The 16,686-nt window shown below is 57.5% G+C and carries 14 protein-coding genes; 7 read left to right on the top strand and 7 right to left on the bottom strand.

Features of this window, described 5'->3' with window-relative positions; genetic code table 11:
- Positions 1–132: 132 nt before the first annotated feature.
- The 5 genes from QUE75_RS07055 (at position 133) to QUE75_RS07035 (ending at position 6,839) form a co-directional block, all read left to right on the top strand.
- Positions 133–1,251: a 5-(carboxyamino)imidazole ribonucleotide synthase gene (locus QUE75_RS07055; RefSeq protein ID WP_286254666.1), complete on the top strand. Its 1,119-nt coding sequence runs from the start codon at positions 133–135 to the stop codon at positions 1,249–1,251.
- A 74-nt stretch (positions 1,252–1,325) separates the two neighbouring features.
- Positions 1,326–1,904 (top strand): superoxide dismutase [Fe], encoded by a 579-nt coding sequence (gene sodB / locus QUE75_RS07050; protein ID WP_058091808.1) that lies wholly within the window; start codon positions 1,326–1,328, stop codon positions 1,902–1,904.
- Positions 1,905–2,159: 255 nt separating this feature from the next.
- On the top strand, positions 2,160–4,220 hold the full coding sequence (locus QUE75_RS07045; RefSeq protein ID WP_286254664.1) for a putative bifunctional diguanylate cyclase/phosphodiesterase: 2,061 nt from the start codon (positions 2,160–2,162) through the stop codon (positions 4,218–4,220).
- Positions 4,221–4,243: 23 nt separating this feature from the next.
- A complete protein-coding gene (locus tag QUE75_RS07040) occupies positions 4,244–4,831 on the top strand; it encodes a LemA family protein (protein ID WP_058091810.1) in 588 nt (195 codons plus the stop codon).
- A gap of 10 nt (positions 4,832–4,841) precedes the next feature.
- Positions 4,842–6,839 (top strand): M48 family metallopeptidase, encoded by a 1,998-nt coding sequence (locus QUE75_RS07035; protein ID WP_286254662.1) that lies wholly within the window; start codon positions 4,842–4,844, stop codon positions 6,837–6,839.
- Positions 6,840–7,097: 258 nt separating this feature from the next.
- Here the strand turns inward: QUE75_RS07035 and gspD are convergent, their stop codons facing one another.
- The 6 genes from gspD to QUE75_RS07005 all read right to left on the bottom strand — a co-directional run bounded on the left by gspD (position 7,098) and on the right by QUE75_RS07005 (position 13,681).
- Positions 7,098–9,053, bottom strand: coding sequence for a type II secretion system secretin GspD (gspD, locus tag QUE75_RS07030; protein ID WP_061331725.1), 1,956 nt, complete (start codon positions 9,051–9,053; stop codon positions 7,098–7,100).
- A 32-nt stretch (positions 9,054–9,085) separates the two neighbouring features.
- Complete coding sequence (locus QUE75_RS07025) at positions 9,086–9,940, bottom strand: type II secretion system protein N (protein WP_286254659.1); 855 nt, start codon at positions 9,938–9,940, stop codon at positions 9,086–9,088.
- Position 9,941: 1 nt separating this feature from the next.
- Entirely contained in the window at positions 9,942–10,733 is a 792-nt protein-coding gene (gspN, locus tag QUE75_RS07020; RefSeq protein WP_061331775.1) for a type II secretion system protein N, read from the bottom strand.
- A gap of 168 nt (positions 10,734–10,901) precedes the next feature.
- Positions 10,902–12,551 (bottom strand): chaperonin GroEL, encoded by a 1,650-nt coding sequence (gene groL / locus QUE75_RS07015; RefSeq protein WP_061331723.1) that lies wholly within the window; start codon positions 12,549–12,551, stop codon positions 10,902–10,904.
- 76 nt (positions 12,552–12,627) lie between these two features.
- Positions 12,628–12,915 (bottom strand): co-chaperone GroES, encoded by a 288-nt coding sequence (gene groES, locus QUE75_RS07010; protein WP_058091815.1) that lies wholly within the window; start codon positions 12,913–12,915, stop codon positions 12,628–12,630.
- Between the two features lie 196 nt (positions 12,916–13,111).
- Positions 13,112–13,681 carry an FxsA family protein gene (locus QUE75_RS07005; protein WP_072677699.1) on the bottom strand — a complete coding sequence of 190 codons (570 nt, stop codon included), beginning with the start codon at positions 13,679–13,681 and terminating at the stop codon, positions 13,112–13,114.
- 72 nt (positions 13,682–13,753) lie between these two features.
- Between QUE75_RS07005 and QUE75_RS07000 the strand changes: the two genes are divergently transcribed.
- Both QUE75_RS07000 and QUE75_RS06995 read left to right on the top strand, forming a co-directional pair.
- Positions 13,754–14,515, top strand: coding sequence for an SDR family oxidoreductase (locus tag QUE75_RS07000; protein WP_286254653.1), 762 nt, complete (start codon positions 13,754–13,756; stop codon positions 14,513–14,515).
- 23 nt (positions 14,516–14,538) lie between these two features.
- Positions 14,539–14,862, top strand: coding sequence for an MGMT family protein (locus QUE75_RS06995; RefSeq protein ID WP_106695367.1), 324 nt, complete (start codon positions 14,539–14,541; stop codon positions 14,860–14,862).
- Between the two features lie 43 nt (positions 14,863–14,905).
- Here QUE75_RS06995 and QUE75_RS06990 read toward each other — a convergent pair whose 3' ends face one another.
- Positions 14,906–16,420 carry a fumarate hydratase gene (locus tag QUE75_RS06990; RefSeq protein ID WP_058091821.1) on the bottom strand — a complete coding sequence of 505 codons (1,515 nt, stop codon included), beginning with the start codon at positions 16,418–16,420 and terminating at the stop codon, positions 14,906–14,908.
- Between the last annotated feature and the right edge of the window lie 266 nt (positions 16,421–16,686).

Here is a 16,686-nt window from a genome sequence, read left to right as displayed (position 1 = left end):
CCAAAACTGTGCGGAGCCATGGATGGCGGAGCCCAAGCGCCCCATGGATGGGCTTGAGCGTGTTTTGGAAAGCCTTCCCCGAACTGCTCACACCACCAATGTCAGAGCCGAAACCGTGGCAGGAGAAATTACATGAGAATTGGTGTACTTGGCGCCGGCCAACTAGGCCGCATGCTAGCCCTCGCAGGCTACCCCCTGGCCAAAGACTTCGTGTTCTATGACATGTCCGGCAGCCCCAGCGCCGGCCTTGGCGAAGTCATCATCGACCGTGACGGCCAATACCTGGACGACTTCATCTCCCGGGTTGACCGCGTTACCTACGAATTCGAACACCTGCCCGTCGCCGTGGCAGAAGAACTCGCCAAACACAAACCCGTGCATCCCTGCCCCAGGGCCCTGGAAGTTTGCCAGAACCGCGAAGCCGAAAAGACCCTGTTCGGCCGCCTGGGCATCCCCACACCCCAATGGCAAATCGCAGACAGCGCCGAGTCACTCAAAGCCGCTGCCGAAGAACTCGGCTGCCCGGTGGTTGCCAAGTCCATCACCGAAGGCTACGACGGCAAAGGCCAGGCAGTACTGAAAACACCGGAAGAAGCACAAGCCGCCTGGAGCAGCATCGGGCACCCACGGGTGATCGTCGAAAAGTTCGTCAACTTCAAACGTGAAGTATCGATTATTGCCGTGCGCGCGGAGGACGGCGACCTGGCCTTCTACCCCATTGCCGAGAACACCCACCACGAAGGCATCCTTCGTTATTCCATTGCTCCCGCGCCTGCGCTTCAGGCACACAGTCAGCAAGACGCAGAGAAATACATCAAATCTCTGCTGAACGAATTGAACTACGTGGGCGTATTAACCCTCGAGCTTTTTGAGACCGATGATGGCCTGGTGGCCAACGAAATGGCGCCGCGAGTACACAACTCCGGGCACTGGACCATCGAAGGTGCCATGACCAGCCAGTTTGAAAACCACATTCGCGCTGTCAGCGGCCATGCCCTGGGCAACGTGGCAGCCAGAGGGCTTAGCTGCATGATTAACATCATCGGCGAGCATGGAGACATTGAACGCATACTGGAACTGCCCTACGCTCATGTTCACCTCTACAATAAAGGTGAGCGCCCGGGGCGCAAGCTGGGACATGTAAACATTCTGGCCGACAGCTACGAAGAACTGGTTTGGCGGGTCCGGAACTGCGCACAGTTCCTGCCCGGCAGCCCCGAGTTTACAAGTACTCTTACACCAAGGGGTTGATTTAGCTCAAATCGCCCCTATATTGCTGTGACGTACACATTCAACATAAACAGAGAGACAGGGAGAACGACCTCATGGCATTTGAACTTCCCGCACTGCCTTACGAAAAAAACGCTCTGGAACCGCACATGTCCCAGGAAACCCTGGAATACCATTACGGCAAGCACCACCAGACCTACGTCACCAAGCTGAATGGCCTGATTGACGGCACCGATAATGCCAGCAAATCCCTGGAAGACATTATCAAGAGCGCTAGCGGCCCACTGTTTAACAACGCTGCGCAGGTGTGGAACCACACCTTCTTCTGGAACTGCCTGAGCCCGAACGGCGGTGGCGAGCCCACTGGCGCTGCCAAAGAAGCGATCGAGAAAGCGTTTGGTTCTTTCGAAGAGTTCAAGAAAGAATTCAACGACAAAGCCGCCAACAACTTCGGCTCCGGCTGGACCTGGCTGGTGAAGAAGGCCGACGGCAGCGTAGCCATCGTCAATACCAGCAACGCGGAAACTCCGCTGACCGGCGCTGACAAGCCGGTACTGACTGTTGACGTTTGGGAACACGCCTACTACATCGATTACCGGAACAGCCGCCCGAACTACCTCGAAGGCTTCTGGAACCTGGTCAACTGGAATTTCGTTAACGAAAATCTGGCCTGATCACAGAGTAGTGCCGTCGGAAGCTGCCCGGCCGCTTCCGCCTGAACGCCCGCCAGGTCAGCCTGGCGGGCGTTTCTGTATCCAAATGCGACGAAACCGCAACAAATCGATACACGCCCACCCATGATTATTTGAAAAAATCGGCCATACTCCATGCAGTTGCAAAAAATCTGAACCATACTGTCGTACACGGCAGGCCTGACCCTGGCGCCTGCACCCAAGAACAATCCGGACAGATGAGCCACAAGACTCGGAATGCAAACCGCCTTCAAAGTTGAAAATCACCTGGGATACCGAATCCTGCGCTGGGTGCTGATTGTCGCCCTGTTGACAGGCATCCTGGTCAGCACCGTTCAGGTTGTTCTCGACGCCAGGCGGGTATCCATGGAACTGGAACGCCAGGCCAACCAGACCATGGCAATGGTTCGTGACGCCGCCACCCAGTCCGTTTTCAGTATTGATGACACCCTGGCCCAGCAAGTGGTTGATGGCCTTTTCGCGCTGGAGCCCATTCACCTCGCTCGCATTTCCCACCCGGATGGCGACCAATTGGGCGGCCGGCTCAGGCCGCTGCAAGACCGGGCATTCCGCCCCATTACCGACCCCATTTTCGGCAGCATTCGTGAATACCGCGAAAGCCTGCACCGAGGCACCAGCCCAGACACGATCTACGGCTACCTTGAAGTGCACTACGACACTGCCCCTATCGCTGAGAACTGGCTGAACCGGGCATTAATCACCTTTGGTTCAGGCATTGCACTGGCACTGATTCTGGGCCTTGTACTGTTCGTGGTGTTCCACTTGGTACTTACCCGGCCCCTTTTGCGCATTGTACAGTCCGTTCGCACAGTCGACCCGGCACGGCCCGACGACCGGCTGATTGCGGTTCCGGACGGACATCGGGCAGACGAGCTTGGGCTATGGGTGAACGCCACCAATAATCTTCTGGTATCTATCGCTGAGAGCCAGAAAAAGCATCAGGAAGCCGAAGATCGGGTCAATCGCCTGTCACGCTATGACACTCTGACCGGGCTACCCAGCCGCGACGCATTCATGGAAGACCTGCAACACGACATCGTGGCTGCCAGGGAATCCCATGGCACACTGGCATTGATGGTTTGCGGCATTGATGACTTCAAATCCGTGAACGAACAGTGCGGCTTCCGAACTGGCGACACCATATTGCAGACGGTCGCCAGTCGCCTGACCGCCAACCTGCCTTCGGAACGGTTCAGTGTTGCCCGGCTGGGCAGCGACCAGTTTGTGGTTGTTGAGAAGCGGCTGCGCGATGGATTTCAGGCGGCCGATACCGCCGAAAAGATTCTGGGCAGCTTCGCCACCCCGATCAACGCCGGCAACCATCGCATATCCATGACGGCTACCCTGGGCATTGCCCTGTTCCCCTCCGATGCTGACCAGGCCGACCGGCTTCTGCAAAGCGCCGAACAGACCATGGCACTGGCCAAACAGAACGGACACAATCATTTCCAGTTCTACGTTGCCAGCATTGATCAGGAGATCCGGGAGCGCAAACAGCTTGAGAAAGACCTGAGTAACGCACTGGCAAACCACGAGTTCCATCTGGTTTACCAGCCTCAGATCAACCTCGAGACCAAACGCATTATCGGTGCCGAAGCACTGCTGCGCTGGGAACATCCCGAGCGCGGCATGATTCCCCCGGATCACTTCATCCCCGTTGCCGAGTCCAATGGCGCCATCGTCGAGATTGGCCAATGGGTGCTCGACCAAGCCTGCTGGCAAGCCGCTCGATGGGCCAGTGAAGGTTCACCCCTCAGAATTGCCGTGAACCTGTCTGCTGTTCAGCTTCGCCAGGAATCCATCGTCGATGACATCCTGAACACCCTGAAACGCCACAACATTCCCGCCGGCCGGCTAGAGCTTGAGGTCACCGAAACCAGCTTCATGACCAATCTCAGCGATGCCGTGGCCAAGCTGCATCGCCTGCATCGGGCAGGCATCAGCATCGCGGTGGACGATTTTGGCACCGGATACTCGTCTCTCACCTACCTGAAGCAGATGCCGGTTCAGCACCTGAAAATCGACAAGCAGTTCATTCGGGACTTGCTGGTCAATGAGGAAGACACACGAATTGCCAACACCATCATTGATCTTGGCAAAAGCCTGAACCTCACCGTTGTGGCCGAAGGGGTTGAAACCGCTGAACAAGAGTACTATCTGAGCCAGCGTGGTTGTAAACTGGCCCAGGGGTACTTTTTCAGCAAGCCACTGCCACCCAAGGAATTTGAGACGTTTGTACAGACTTTCCATACCCGTATCGTGGAAAATAACGCCTGAACCTTTCACCCTGAGGAGTAGTCATGGGAACGACCGTCATCGGCCTTGTTGTTATTGCCGTTGTCATATTGTACCTGGTGTTTATCTACAACAACCTGGTATCGCTGCGTAATCAGTTCAAGAATGGCTTTGCGCAGATTGATGTGCAGCTACAGCGCCGCCATGACCTGATTCCCAATCTGGTGGAAGCCGCCAAGGCCTACCTTGTTCACGAAAAATCGACGCTGACCCAGGTGATGGAAGCCCGCAACAACGCAGTCAGCGCCCAGAAAGACGCGGCGAAAGACCCGGGGGACGGCACCAAGATCCAGCGTTTGGGCAGTGCCGAGAACCTGCTGACCAAAGCCCTGGCAAACTTCTACGCCGTTTCTGAAAACTACCCGGAACTGAAAGCCAACGAAACCATCCAGCAACTGATGGAAGAGCTCTCCAGCACCGAAAACCGGGTAGCCTTTGCCCGCCAGGCCTACAATGACGGCGTGATGACATACAACATTTTCCGCGAGAAGTTCCCGAACAATATTGTTGCCGGCATGTTTGCCTTCAAGGAAACCGCCCAGCTGCAACTGGAAACCCCGGAAGCGCGCCAGGTACCAAAAGTCAGCTTCTGAGGCCTGAATCATGGCAAACCCCGGTTTCTTCCAGCGCCAGGCCCATGCCCGGCGCAATACCGGCCTGTTAATCGTCCTGTTTCTGACAGCAGTCACCCTGATTACCCTGGCCGTTTGCCTGGTCGGTTACCTTGTCACCCGCAGCCAAACCTCCGTTCTGCCTTTCCATTACTGGCTCACCTCCAGCCACGGACTCACCACCGCACTCGCGGTGGTGTTGCTTATAGGCGTTGGCTCGCTGGTGCGCTGGGCAGACCTGGCTGGTGGCGGTAGCCGGGTGGCCAAAATGGTGGGCGCCCGCCCGATTGAGCCCGACACCAACGATCCCGAAGAACGCAAACTTCGCAATATCGTGGAAGAAATGGCCATCGCCAGTGGTGTGCCCGTGCCAGATCTGTACGTGATGGACAACGAGACCAGCATCAACGCCTTTGTGGCAGGCTACACGCCTGGTGAGGCCGTTATGGTGGTTACGCACGGCGCACTTACCCACCTCACCCGAGACGAGCTTCAGGGCGTGGTGGGGCACGAGTTCAGCCATATATTGAATGGTGATATGCGCATTAACGTCCGGCTGATTGCGCTGCTGGCCGGCATTCTGATGCTAGGTCAGATTGGCCAGTTCCTGCTTCGGGCAGGTTTCTACAGCGGCGGCCGAAGCCGAAACCGGGATGGCCGGGCGCAGGCTGCAATGGGCCTGATAGGTCTAGCCCTGATGATCATCGGCTATGTGGGTGTGTTCTTCGGCCGGCTGATTCAGGCAGCGGTATCCCGGCAAAGGGAAATGCTGGCCGACGCCTCCTCCGTACAATTTACCCGTAACCCCGAAGGCATAGGCAGCGCCCTGTTCAAAATTGGCATGAAGGGCGGCTACCTGGACACCACCAGCCATGCCAGCGATATGAACCACATGTGTTTTGGCGAGTCGGCACGGATGAAGTTCAGCACCCTGCTCGCGTCCCACCCGCCCATCAACGAACGCATCAATGCGATCCAACCGGGTATGCTGGCACGCTTACGCAGCCGCCTGCGAGACACTGAACCAAGCCAAAAGCTGCGCCAGGACACCTCCAGGACTGCCGGTAAAGCGGGCCTGAACGACCTGGTCAATCAGGTTGTGGCGCCTGCCAGGGGCCGTAGTAGCTCATCACCGGTGCGCTCTTCCCTGGCACCCAATACGCCACAGCCGGCTGAAAAGCTGTCCACACGGGTAGGCACCGTCAGCGCCCAGAGCGAAGCCTTTGCCATCCAGCTTCTGGAACAATTGCCATCCACCTTCCGTAACCTGCTCTACACCCGCGCCGGCGCGATTCAGCTGTGCTATGCCCTGCTGATCTTTGATCTCTCGCCGAGCATCCAGAAACAACGACTGGCACTGTTAACCGAACACCCGCTACTGGGCGCTCAGCCAGACCTGCTGGACAAAATGTTGCCAGCCCTGGCAAGACTGGGTGAAACTGCACGCTTCCCGGTACTGGAACTGGCCATGCCGGCATTGCGAAAACTGGACCCGGAAGAACGCGACGCCCTGCTTGAAAACGTTCAGAAGCTGGTCGCAGCCGACAACCGGGTGAGCCTGTTCGAGCTGGCCCTGACCACCTTCCTGAACCGGCATCTCGGGCTTGGCGCAGAACAGGTTGTACCGGTTAAATACAGGAACTATCGCCAGGTGATGCCGGCCCTGCGGCGCCTGCTCAGCCTGTTCGCCCGCGCCGGCACCGACACCCCTGAGGACGCAGACAAACTGTATCTTGAAGCCATGGCCGGCTTTGGTAGCGGTCAGGAAGAAAGCAGAGCCGGGAAGGTGTCCATGCGAGAACTGAGAGAAGCGCTGGAAATACTGAATCGGCTGTCGCCGCTACTGAAGCCCGCCGTCATCGACGCCTGCGGCTACTGCGTGACCCACGATGGCAAGGTGGATGTTCGGGAGTATGAATTAATGCGGCTGGTGGCAGACCAGCTGGATTGCCCGATGCCTCTCCGGGGTCTGTCCCCGAACGGGGACTGACCCACTTTTGCCCGTCTGTTGCGACCAAGTCTGACCACGTACGTAGCCCGCCAAGATGGGTCAGTCCCCATTCGGGGACAGACCCTGGGGGACAGACCCACTTTTGCCCGTCTGTTGCACCCAAGTCTAACCACGTACCTAGCCTTCCAAAATGGGTCAGTCCCCATTCGGGGACAGACCCTGGGGGACAGACCCTTTAACTAAGTGCTTGGATTCCAAAATGGGTCAGTCCCCGTTCGGGGACAGACCCTTGAGACCCTATTGCCTGCGCCCCTGGAACAGCATATCCACTGAGGGCTGGTCTTCCGGGGCGGGCAGGCCGAGCTTTTCGCGGACTTCAAGGTTTACGTCCCACAGCTGGTTAAACTTCTCGGTAGTGGCAGCCACGCTCTCGTCTTTACCGAGCATAATGGTCGGCCTCAGGAAGACCAGCAGGTTGCGCTTGATGCGGGTTTCAGACTCCGATGAGAACAGGCGCCCAAGCAACGGGATATCCCCTAGCAGCGGCACCTTACTCTTGTTGACCTGGAAGTCATCCTTGATCAGCCCGCCCAGAACCACGGTTTCACCATCATCGGCGAGCACGGTGGTTTTGATTTCACGCTTGTTGGTGATCAGATCAGAGGCGCCAGAGACCGTCGTGGTAGAGATATCCTCGGTGGTCTGCTCGACCACCAGCCGAACCAGGCCGTCGGCACTGATGGTCGGTGTTACTTTCAGGGAAAGGCCCACATCACGGCGCTCAATGGTGGTAAACGGGTTGGTGGTTCCATCACCGGTAACCGTCGACTGCCCCGTCCGGAACGGCACGTTCTGGCCCACAATAATCTCGGATTCCTGATTATCCAAGGTAATGATGCTCGGTGTCGAAAGCAGGTTGGCAGCGGATGAGGAAGACAGCGCCTGAATCAGAATACCCCAGGTGAGACCGTCCCGATCCCGCTGGCCAGCGCCAACGGTAATGCCGCCGCCCAACTGCGGCAGGGTATCGCCTACCAGCGCACCAATCACCGAGTTCAGCCCCAGCATGCCCTCACCACTGGTAAGGTTAGTGCCCATTACCGGGAAAGCGTTGGCAGACTCATCACCAGCCGCCAGTTGGACACCCAACTGATCTCCCAGCTCGTCACTGATCTCGACAATCGCCGCTTCAATCATCACCTGAGCCCGGCGCACATCCAGAGCGGCCACAATTTGCTCGGCTTCCTGCATCAACGACGGCTCGCCACGGACAACCAACGCATTCAAACCTTCATCGGCGAACACCGAGAAGCTTGCGGAACGGCTACCCGATGAGCCACTGCCCCCGGAACCACTGCCGGTACTCGATTCCCGCACCACTTCGCCCATCACGCCCTTTAGGATTTCGGTCAGGGCTTTGGAGTCAGCGTGCTTGAGTCGGATGACTTTTGTCGTGCCGCCAGTTGCCGAGGGCTGATCAAGCTGGCGAATCAAGCCCCGCATTTTGTCACGAAAAGTCTCGTCGCCCCTGAGAATCAGCCGATTGCTCCGCTCATCCGCAGTCACGCTGTACTTTCTCGCGGAACTATCACCGCTACCACGACGCAATTCATCGGGCGCGAGTTCCTGCAGGAGTTTGACCATATCGCCCACCCAGGCTTCCCTGAGCTGGATAACCTCAACCTCGTATTTGGAAGGGCTGTCCAGTTCGCGAACGATCTGCTCAATACGCTGAATATTGGAAGAATGGTCACTGACAATCAGCGCGTTAGCTGCTGCCACGCCGGCCAGATGTCCATACTTGGCCACCAGCGGGCGCAGGATGGGCACCAACTCCAGGGCATTGGCATTATCAATTTGGATAACCCGGGTAATCAGCTGTTCAGATGGGGTAACCTCGAATCGATCCAGAATCTCGGCAGACTGCTTTGCATCCACCTGCTGGATGATCTTGATCACTTCTTCCCCGGGAATGGCGGTGAAACCGTGCACATTCAATACCGCCAGGAACAGATCATAGATTTCGTGCTTGTTCATGGGCGCACTGGACAGTACGGTCACCTTGCCCTTAACCCTGGGGTCCACCACAAAACTGTACCCGGTAATATCCGCCACCTGAGTGACAAAGGCCCGGATGTCCGCATCCTTGAGGTTCAACCGCCAGGTTTCATCCTGTGCCTGAGCCACCGATAGGATTGGCAACAGCAGAAGAAACACGAGGGTCCGGAGTACGTTGGTCTTGTGGTTATACATCTGGCGATATCGTCCTGTTGTAATGTTCCCGATCAGCGCCACTGCTCGGGTATGGCATAGCTGACGGTCAGTATGGAGCCGTCTCGTTCTATCTCGATATCCAGCTGGGCCTGGCTTCGCCAGTCTTCCAGCAGGGATTTATCCTGTTCTACATCACCCAGGCGCTGACCGTTAATGGCAGTAATGACATCGCCCTGGCGCAGATTGACCGCATTGAGCATCGGGTTGGAGCCATCGTACACATACCCAGAAGCGCCGCTGTCATCCGCTGGCCGTAAGCCGTAAGCCGCCAATGCCGCAGCCCCTTCTGCATCCAGCTGCTGCCTGGCCCCGGCCAGGAAATCATCGGGCGATTCTGCCGCCTGAACCGGTGCGTCCGCAACCATTACCGAAGAGTCCAGCTGCTCTTCAAATGCGAGCGATTCATAGCGGCCCCCACGCCGAATCAGAATGCGGTCTGATTCCACCTCGGCCAGCTCTGCATTACCGGGCAGGGTTTCACCTACCCGGTAATACTCAGTTTCACCATTGCTTCCGGCAACTATAGCACCGGAGTCTTCCGGCCGCTGCCCTATCAGCACCCCCTCGAGGCGCAACCGAAGTCCGGTTTCCGGTGCGCTGCGGCGAACAACCTCTGCCACACCGGCCTGCCGCTCTGGCCGGCCGAAAAATTCGTAACCGGCGATGGAAGCCTGGGGCACCCGGTTCTGGGCGCCAGGTTGGCCACCCAACCGTGCCGGGACATCCGGAACCGGCCGATCAGACCATGCATACAACCAGGTCAGTTTGGCCGCCGAAATACTCAGATAAACCACCAGGGCGACCAGAATAATGTTTGCCAGGGCTCTGGATAGACGCTCCTGATGATGTACTGCCAATCCTGCCACGTCAGAACCCTCCCGGCAGTATTGGCTGACGAACCCGGAACACCACATCACCCGGGCGCGCACTGTCGGGCCATGGCTGTTGCGCCAGGTCGACCATGCGCTTATACACCCTGAGCTCCATCATGCCGTCCCAAAGAATGCTGGCATCCGCAGCGGGGCCATCGCCGCCCTGCTCCGATACCGTCAAAGCAACGCCACCCTCGGTGGTATCTACATTAGCCTGCATAGGCGGGAACTCTGCCTGCCCGGTCTGATTCCCCATAGGCCAGGTAACCAGCCCGCCATTCCAGCGCCCGACACCGTCGGCTTGCTGTAATCGGTTATCCGCGAAGACCAGGCGTAGTCGATCGATACTGACGTCCCCTTCAATCATCGCTCCGCCGCTCTGGCGAATCAGATCTTCGAATTCCTCTACCGCTATTCGGCCGCGGGCCGTAACATCCAGGTTACCCGGCCAACCGATACTAGCAGTTCCCTCCACCCGGGATTGTGACGACGCCAGGGAAATTCCAATCGGTAACTCCAATCCGGTCAGCGAGGGCCACCCCAACGTCCACTGCACCCGGGCCGGAAAACCGGCAACCACAACGCCTGCGGCGCCATCCCAGAGCCGACCCGACACCTGCTGCACCACTACCTGCGGTGGCAACTGGACATACCGGGAAGCCTGATGCCAAACCCATCCCGCCGGCACCCACAGCACCAGAACCACGCCATACACCAGCAAGCCAAGCAGCAACATCAGCAGGATCTTGGCAGGGCGCAGGAAAGGCTTGGCTTGGGGTTCAGTCATTGAGTTTTGCACGTTAATGAACGGGTAACCGAGTCTAACAAAGCCATTGGGCAACTTCATGACAAAAATAACGAAAAACCCCGCACCAGTGTGAACCAGCGCGGGGTTTTTCAGGGGTAGATCGGGCCAGACCTCAGAAACTGAGATCTGGTCGGGACCTGGCCGGCATTACATCATGCCGCCCATGCCTCCCATTCCGCCCATTCCACCCATGTCTGGCATACCGCCAGCTTTCTCGTCTTCAGGCTCGTCCGCGACCATCGCCTCGGTGGTGATGATCAGGGATGCTACGGAGGCAGCCGCCTGCAGGGAAGAACGGGTGACCTTGGCAGGATCCAGGATACCCATTTCCAGCATGTCGCCGTACTGCTCGGTTGCGGCGTTGAAGCCGAAGGAACCTTCGCCTTCTTTCACCTTGGCAACCACAACAGAGGATTCACCACCTGCGTTGAATACGATCTGACGCAGCGGCGCTTCCATGGCACGGCGCAGAATGTTCACGCCGGCTTTCTGCTCTTCGTTGATGGCGTCTACCTTGTCCAGGGCCGCAATGGCGCGGATCAGGGTCACACCACCACCGGCTACGATGCCTTCTTCAACGGCAGCGCGGGTGGAGTGCAGCGCGTCTTCAACGCGGGCCTTCTTCTCTTTCATTTCCACTTCAGAGCCGGCACCAACCTTGATCACGGCAACACCGCCAGCCAGCTTGGCTACGCGCTCTTGCAGTTTCTCTTTGTCGTAGTCAGAAGTGCTGTCTTCGATCTGCTTGCGGATCTGCTCAACGCGGGCTTCGATATCGCCCTGAGCGCCGGCACCGCCGATCAGAGTGGTGTTTTCCTTGGTCACGTTAACGCGCTTGGCAGTACCCAGATCATCCAGAGTGGTGTTCTCCAGAGTCAGGCCTACTTCCTCGGAAATCACAGTACCACCGGTCAGAATGGCGATGTCCTGCAGCATTTCCTTACGACGGTCACCAAAGCCAGGCGCTTTAACCGCGTTCACCTTAACGATGCCACGCATGTTGTTCACAACCAGAGTGGCCAGGGCTTCGCCTTCGATGTCTTCGGCGATGATCTGCAGCGGCTTGCCAGCCTTGGCAACAGCTTCCAGCACCGGCAGCAGTTCGCGGATATTGGAGATTTTCTTGTCAACCAGCAGGATGTACGGGTCATCCAGCTCGGCAGACATGTTGTCCTGGTTATTGATGAAGTACGGGCTCAGGTAGCCGCGGTCGAACTGCATGCCTTCAACCACGTCCAGCTCGTCTTCCAGGCCACGGCCTTCCTCAACGGTAATGACGCCTTCTTTGCCTACGCGCTCCATGGCGTCTGCAATGATCTTGCCGATGGTCTCATCACCATTGGCGGAGATGGTGCCAACCTGGGCGATCATACGGCTGTCGTCGCAGGGCTTGGCCATTTCACGAATGGCTTTAACGGCTTCAGCCGTCCCCTTGTCGATACCGCGCTTCAGATCCATCGGGTTCATGCCGGCAGTCACTGCCTTGATGCCCTCATTGACGATGGACTGGGCCAGAACCGTTGCGGTAGTGGTACCGTCACCAGCGGTTTCGTTGGCCTGGGAAGCAACTTCCTTGACCATCTGCGCGCCCATGTTCTCGAACTTGTCTTTCAGCTCAATTTCCTTGGCCACAGACACACCGTCTTTGGTCACGGTCGGAGCGCCGAAAGACTTCTCCAGAACCACGTTACGGCCTTTCGGGCCCAGGGTTACCTTGACTGCGTCTGCCAGGATGTTTACACCTGCAACCATGCGTTTGCGGGCGCTATCACCGAATTTAACGTCTTTTGCTGCCATGTCTTCTATTCCTGTTCGTTAAACCGAAGTTGAATAAGATCGGATTAATGAGCGTTCGTACTTATCGCTGCTGCGATCACTCAAGCACGCCGTAGATTTCGCTTTCGCTCATGATGAGCAGCTCTTCACCGTCAACCTTTACGGTGTTACCGGCATACTGACCGAAGACCACGGTGTCACCCACCTTGACCGCCAGTGCACGGGTTTCGCCGTTATCCAGAATACGGCCATTGCCCACAGCAACTACCTCACCCTGGGAAGGCTTCTCTTTGGCGTTACCCGGCAGCACGATGCCACCCGCAGTTTTCTCTTCTTCTTCCTTACGGCGTACGACAACACGATCGTGTAGCGGACGAATTTTCATTGCTCGGTTTCTCCAATAGTCAGATTAATGTGGCAATGACAATTGCATGTTAAAAGTGTCTGGCCGGAACCCCGGACCGGACAAATTGCCCCGGCATCCAAGCCACTGATAGACAGCAGTTTTCAGCCTGAGACGAATCTGTGGTGAGTTAATGGGGTTGCCACCAACGTTTTCAACACCCGGAGCGAAAAAAATTTCACTTTTTTTCGTCGCCCTCACCGCGCTCCCGTGCCCGCTCGAGGCGTTCCCGATCGCTCTCCGTCTGATCCTGATATTCACCTTCAATAATGTCGCCATTGGCATCCCGATCAAACGGCCGCTGCGGCCCGAACGGTCCGTGCCCTTCAAACGGACCCTGCCCGAATGGCCCGGCACCGCCGCCAGCACCAAAATAAAAGCTCCGACTCTGGCCGGCTACCGTCATTCGCCTCAAAGCCTTCGCCGCGAGCCAGTGCCGGGACCCCGGCAGCAAACAGGCAAACCCCACCGCATCGGTAATAAACCCCGGTGTCAGCAACAAGGCCCCGCCCACGGCCAGAATCAGCCCCTCAGCCACTTCCTTTGCCGGCAATTCGCCGCTGTTCAAGCGCTGGTTCGCCCGCAATAACGTGGCCAACCCCTGCTGGCGCAACAGCCAGGCGCCAATGACGGCGGTCAGCAGCACCAGCCCGATGGTGTTCAACACCCCGATCAGGCCGCCGACCTTGATCAGAACCACCATCTCGGCGATGGGCAGAATAATGAAAAGAAAAAGGAAAACGGGCAAAATGCCTCCTTATAAAAACGATGCAGACACACAGAGAACGTAAACCACCTCTGAACTTAATTAGGGCAAACCATGAAACTTCAAGATTCAGTGATCGCAATCACCGGCGGCGGCCAGGGCCTCGGCCGCGCCATGGCAGAATACCTGGCAGCCAAAGGCGCCAAGCTCGCGCTCATCGACCTGATGGAAGACAAACTGACGGAAGCCGCCGACGCCTGCAAACAAGCCGGTGGCGATGCAAAAACCTATGTCTGCAACGTCGCTAAAGAAAACGATGTTGAGAAAACCTTCCAGGCTATCATCAACGACTTTGGTCACCTGAACGGTCTGGTAAACAACGCTGGCATTCTGCGCGACGGCCTGATGGTGAAATTCAAGGACGGCAAACTGGAAAAACGCATGGAACTGGCCCAGTGGCAGTCCGTCATTGATGTAAACCTCACCGGCGTATTCCTATGCGGCCGCGAAGCCGCCACCCGCATGATCGAAAACGGTGACCAGGGCGTCATTATCAACATCGCCTCCATCTCCCGCGCCGGCAACATGGGCCAGAGCAACTACTCTGCCGCCAAGGCCGGCGTATCGGCCCTGGTGCCGGTCTGGGCCAAGGAACTGGCACGCTACGGCATCCGCTGCATGGGCATCGCCCCCGGCTTCATCGAAACCGAAATGACAGCCTCCATGAAACCCGAAGCCCTGGAGAAAATGACCGCGGGCATTCCGCTCAAGCGCATGGGTAAGCCGGAGGAAATCGCCTCTGCCGTGGCGTTCATCTTCGAGAACGACTACGTCTCCGGCCGTATGATCGAAGTGGACGGCGCACTGCGTCTCTAGTGCGCAGACGCATGAGGCTCTGAATGGACGAGTTCGACAAGGAACCGACAAAAGAGCAGAAAATCTGGCAGGTAGTGGCCGCCATTCCGCAAGGAAAAGTGGCCAGCTACGGCCAGGTCGCCGCCATGGCCGGCCTGGGCCGCCAGGCGCGCTTTGTTGGTCGGGCCCTGGGCAAACTGCCCGCCGGCCACAGCATCCCCTGGCACCGGGTTATCCGCAGCAACGGCCAGATCGCTTTTCCTGGAGGCACAGAAACCTGCCAGCTTCAAACCGAGAAGCTGAGACTGGAGGGGGTGGAGGTGTATAAAGGAAAGGTAAAGATGAAGGACTTTCAGTGGCAGCCCTGAGCCGAACGCCCAAGGCTGCCACCGAGACTAACAAAGACTCAGATCAAACCGCTTTGGCAGCAATGATCTTGTCGTGCCACTCAACCGGGCCAGTCTGGTGCACGGAGCTGCCACGGGAATCCACCGCTACGGTTACCGGCATGTCTTCCACTTCGAACTCGTAAATGGCTTCCATACCCAGCTCTTCGAAGGCCACCACTTCGGCACCCTTGATCGCCTTGGATACCAGGTACGCCGCACCGCCCACCGCCATCAGGTATACCGCGCCGTGCTTCTTGATCGCATCAATAGCAACCTGGCCACGCTCGGCTTTACCGATCATGCCGGTCAGGCCGGTTTTCTCCAGCATGGTGTCAGTGAACTTGTCCATACGGGTGGCCGTGGTGGGGCCAGCCGGGCCAACCACTTCTTCACGTACCGGATCAACCGGGCCTACGTAATAGATGAAGCGGCCTTTCAGATCCACCGGCAGCTCCTCGCCACGTTCGATCATATCCACCATCTTCTTGTGGGCGGCGTCACGGCCAGTCAGCATTTTGCCAGACAGAAGAACAGTTTCACCGGGCTGCCAGTCTTTCACGTCTTCCGGAGTCACGGTGTCCAGGTTTACACGGCGCACGTTCTCACCCACTTCCCAGGTGATTTCTGGCCAGTCGTCCAGGCTCGGTGGTGTCTGCAGGGACGGGCCAGAGCCATCCAGCACAAAATGCGCGTGGCGGGTGGCGGCACAGTTCGGAATAATCGCCACCGGCTTGTTGGCCGCGTGTGTCGGAAAATCCTTAACCTTCACATCCAGAACCGTTGTCAGACCACCCAGACCCTGGGCGCCAATACCCAACTCGTTGACCTTCTCGAACAACTCCAGGCGCAACTCTTCAGATCGGTTGGACGCGCCACGGGCCTGCAGATCGTGAATATCGATCGGGTCCAGCAGGGCTTCCTTGGCCAGTTCCATTGCCTTCTCGGCGGTACCACCAATACCAATACCCAGCATACCAGGCGGACACCAGCCGGCACCCATCTGCGGCACCATCTTCAGCACCCAGTCCACCACCGAGTCAGACGGGTTCAGCATGGCAAACTTGGACTTGGCTTCAGAGCCGCCGCCCTTGGCTGCCACGTGCACGTCTACCGTGTTACCCGGCACCATCTTGTAATGGATGATGGCGGGGGTGTTGTCCTTGGTGTTCTGGCGCTTGCCGTCCGGGTCTGCCAGCACGGAGGCACGAAGAACATTGTCCGGGTGGGTGTAAGCACGGCGCACGCCTTCGTTGATCACGTCGTCCAGCGGCATGTCGCACTCGAATTTCACATCCATGCCAATGTTCACGAATACGGTCACAATGCCGGTGTCCTGGCAGATCGGGCGATGGCCCTGGGCACACATCCGGGAATTAATCAGGATCTGGGCCATGGCATCCTTGGCAGCCTGGGACTCTTCGCGCTGATAGGCCTCGTACACAGCCTGAATAAAATCCTTGGGGTGATAGTAGGAAATAAACTGCAGCGCATCGGCTACGCTTTCGATCAGGTCGTCCTGGCGGATAACAGTGGTCATAGTCGCCTCATCAGCTTTCTGATTATCGGAAGTGTGCGGAGCCACCCAGGCAGCCCCTGCTTATATAAGGAAGCGTGAGTTTACCAGAAATGAACCCGATAGGACTCGACAAACCCGCCGGTGCCCACTATTTTTCAGAAAGGCCACTCCGACTGTGCGGGGAGGGATTCCGAAAGCAGAATCACACTTTTGGCTGATCAACACTTGCCAGACTGTCGCTATAGTCAAAGCTACAGAAATTGGCTCAAGTGCTGGCTACAATTTCA

Origin of the sequence: Marinobacter shengliensis (assembly GCF_030297115.1) — a bacterium.
Classification (GTDB): Bacteria; Pseudomonadota; Gammaproteobacteria; order Pseudomonadales; family Oleiphilaceae; genus Marinobacter; species Marinobacter shengliensis.
This window is presented reverse-complemented; position numbering and strand designations above follow the sequence as displayed.